This is a genomic window from Candidatus Oleimmundimicrobium sp. (assembly GCF_030651595.1).
Classification (GTDB): domain Bacteria; phylum Actinomycetota; class Aquicultoria; order UBA3085; family Oleimmundimicrobiaceae; genus JAUSCH01.
The window spans coordinates 1-2,931 of sequence record NZ_JAUSCH010000140.1 but is presented as its reverse complement, the minus strand read 5'-3'; the positions used below and the strand labels follow the sequence as shown (position 1 = coordinate 2,931).

Genomic DNA, 2,931 nt, shown 5'->3' with positions numbered 1-2,931 from the left:
AAAAATAGTGATTATAGAATAATTGTTTCAAGTAGGAAAATTAGAGAATTAGATGATATACCATGTTTTGAATATTATTCTAAATTAGAATTACTTCCTTTCAACAATGAACAAATTAGATCATTAATATATCGATACATTTCTGATGATGAAGAAAGACAAAACTTTTATTCCCTAATTAAATTTAATTCAGATTTAAACCTTCTTTTATCAAATCCATTATTACTAAGTCTTTCAATTGGAATCTATTTAATAAAAAAGGTACTTCCATCTAGCCTGCCTACATTAGTTGAGGAAATAATAACTCATTTATTAGAACGGTGGGATTCCAGTAGACAAATTAATAGATACAAGTTTCTAAACCACCATGAAGCGAAAAACATATTAGAAAATATTTCATTCAATTTATTTAAAGACAAGAAACAAGTTTTTGATGAAAATTATGCTATTTCTTGTTTGCCTTACAAATACAAGAAATCAAAAATTAATGAACTTCTTAAAGAAATTGAGGAATCGACAAGTTTGATATTCAATCAAAAAGAGAAATGGTCATTTTCTCATGTTTTATATAAAGAATTTTTCTGTGCTAATTATTTAATCGAAAATTCAAGAGGCATAGAAAGTGAGTATACAAAATATAATAAAATGATTGAATGGAGGAATGTTTGGAATACTGCAATATACAAAAGCAATGATCCTGAATTTTATATTAGAGAACTTAAGAGATATAATCAAAATGAATACCTATTGGAGTTAAATCGAATTCTAAATATCTTATTTAAAGCTCAATATAAAGGAAAGGATGTCGAGAAGAGATTGATAAATCTATTAAAAGAAACCACAACAAAACTTAAATCTTCTTTACAAATTGAATTCAAATCTAAAGAGTTAATTTTATTGCGTACTTCAAAGGCATCTAAAATCAATTCAAGTTTATTGAATGATTTAATCAATACATTTTCTGTCATTGGAATAAATGAGGAAGAATATCCGAAAGATATATTCAGATTTAAAGCGGAAAATGATATAGACAATTTAATAAAAATATTAGTAGTAAATAAATGTTATGTTTCAGTTAGAGACCAAGATAGTTATGTAAGTATAAAGTTAATAAATACTGGCGCTAATAAATAGGACTCTGAGCGGTGCGCAGCACCCAGCGATGAGTTCCCGAATTTTCAGGATTGAACTATATCTCGACAGGCTCGATATAGCGCATCCCCACCAGAATCCAGAAAGGTGTTATGTGCTTATTGACGGTTTTTTAGTGGTTTTAAAAGAATATTGAACGGACGTTCTCTGAAGTATTGCAGGTATTTGTGTTTTTATAGTATTCTGCAACAATGGTTTAGCGTTAAATAGAAAGTTTTGGACGATTTTTGTTGATCAGCGGGCATATGACTTCCGGTTTGCAGGAAACGCAAAATGGATATTAAGGTTAAGTGTTTGGTTGTGGTTGATTTAGTCATTAAATATGTGCCCTTCAACAACATGGCAGGATAACTCTTTTTAGACCAAAAAAGAAAAATGGTTTGGTAAAGCGTATTAAAAAACAAATTGATAAATTTGGACAAACTAATGAGGAGCTTTGAATTTCAATATGTTGATATACAGTTTATTATAGAAACGTTAGTCAGTAGGCAAAGAAAACTCAGAACAACATGAAACATACTCCAATGACAGAAGAAACAAAGTTGAAACTTTTAGAAAGTACTGAATTAGGAATTGAGCATGCATCAAAATCGGTTGATGAAGTGAGGAGTTTCATAAAAAAAGTGAAACTTATGACTAAATTCATGGCTGATTCTGAATTTAATGTTGAAGACAAGATTTTTGATAATATTGAAAAGCTTTTAGAATACAGAATGCTAATTGGTTTAATATATCTTGATTTGGCTTCTGCAATGAGGGCTCATCTAAATTCGAAATACACTTATGAGCAACTTCTCTCAATAAGACAGATAATAGTAACAATAAATGAAGGATATAAGCAGATATATAACTTTGTGAAAGTAAATGAACATGGAGATGCTGTAACTAAGTATAGAAAAAAATCTTATTGGTATCAGGATATACAAGTTATCATTAATGAATCAATTATAGAGTTAAAGCCTGAATATGATTCTCTTACCAAAAAACTTGATGATTACTTCGATGAAAATTTTGAAGCAATAAAAGAACAGAGAAATTTATCTATTCATTATGATAGAAAAGCAAGTAAGGTTTATGACATGATAATTGACCTTGAAGTTGAAGAAACATTCAAAAAATTATCACCATTCTTGGCGATTATTACTGAAATGTTTCGTTTTACTGAAAAAATGGCTTCAATATCTAAAGTAAATGAAAAACAAAAGAACGTAGACATGCATAATAAGTTTGAATCTACCTTTCTGGATATTGAGAACAAAATCAATGCTGCAAATCCAAATGCAAATCCTGAAGTTATGAAAAAATTAAAAGAGTTGACAAGTAAAATTAAAACTGATTTTTTAGATAAAATAAAAAGCCTGAGCACCTAACAATGTATATACAAAATAGGTGAAATAGCAGTAAATTCGAGGGTTGTAGTCCACTTCAACTTTTCAACGGTTTGATAAGTTTGAAGCCCGCAATTGCCTACTTTTCATATACTTAACGTAATTTTAAAAGACAATGAAACAAGCACTAATTCTTGACAATATCGACAGAGGTTCTACCTATACGTTTTTTCAAGCAAATGACTTTTATATCACCAAAAAAATATTAAAATCCAGTGTCTCGAATTGGCAGTCAATTTGCGAAATCTTAGAAACTGACAATAAGGATGAAATTGTAGTAGTAGGAAAGTTCACTGAACATATACTTGGATATTTTCTAAATGAGGAGTATATGGAAGTTTCAAAACGCCTTATTGATAGTATATTAAGAAAGAAGCACATAATATTTATT

Annotated in this window: 3 protein-coding genes; all 3 read left to right on the top strand. The window is 29.0% G+C overall.

Annotated elements, in window-relative coordinates; translation table 11 throughout:
* Nucleotides 1-1,134 (top strand): hypothetical protein (locus Q7U95_RS08575; protein WP_308753647.1); only part of this gene is annotated, 1,134 nt, incomplete at its 5' end.
* A 542-nt stretch (nt 1,135-1,676) separates the two neighbouring features.
* Entirely contained in the window at nt 1,677-2,522 is an 846-nt protein-coding gene (locus Q7U95_RS08570) for a hypothetical protein (protein ID WP_308753645.1), read from the top strand.
* Nucleotides 2,523-2,655: 133 nt separating this feature from the next.
* Nucleotides 2,656-2,931, top strand: a 276-nt coding sequence (locus Q7U95_RS08565) for a hypothetical protein (protein WP_308753643.1), incomplete at its 3' end; no start/stop codon positions are given.

What these genes read in the sequence shown, in the direction of transcription:
- Q7U95_RS08570 (WP_308753645.1), top strand. Translation starts at nt 1,677, where the DNA reads ATGACAGAAGAAACAAAGTTGAAACTTTTAGAAAGTACTGAATTAGGA.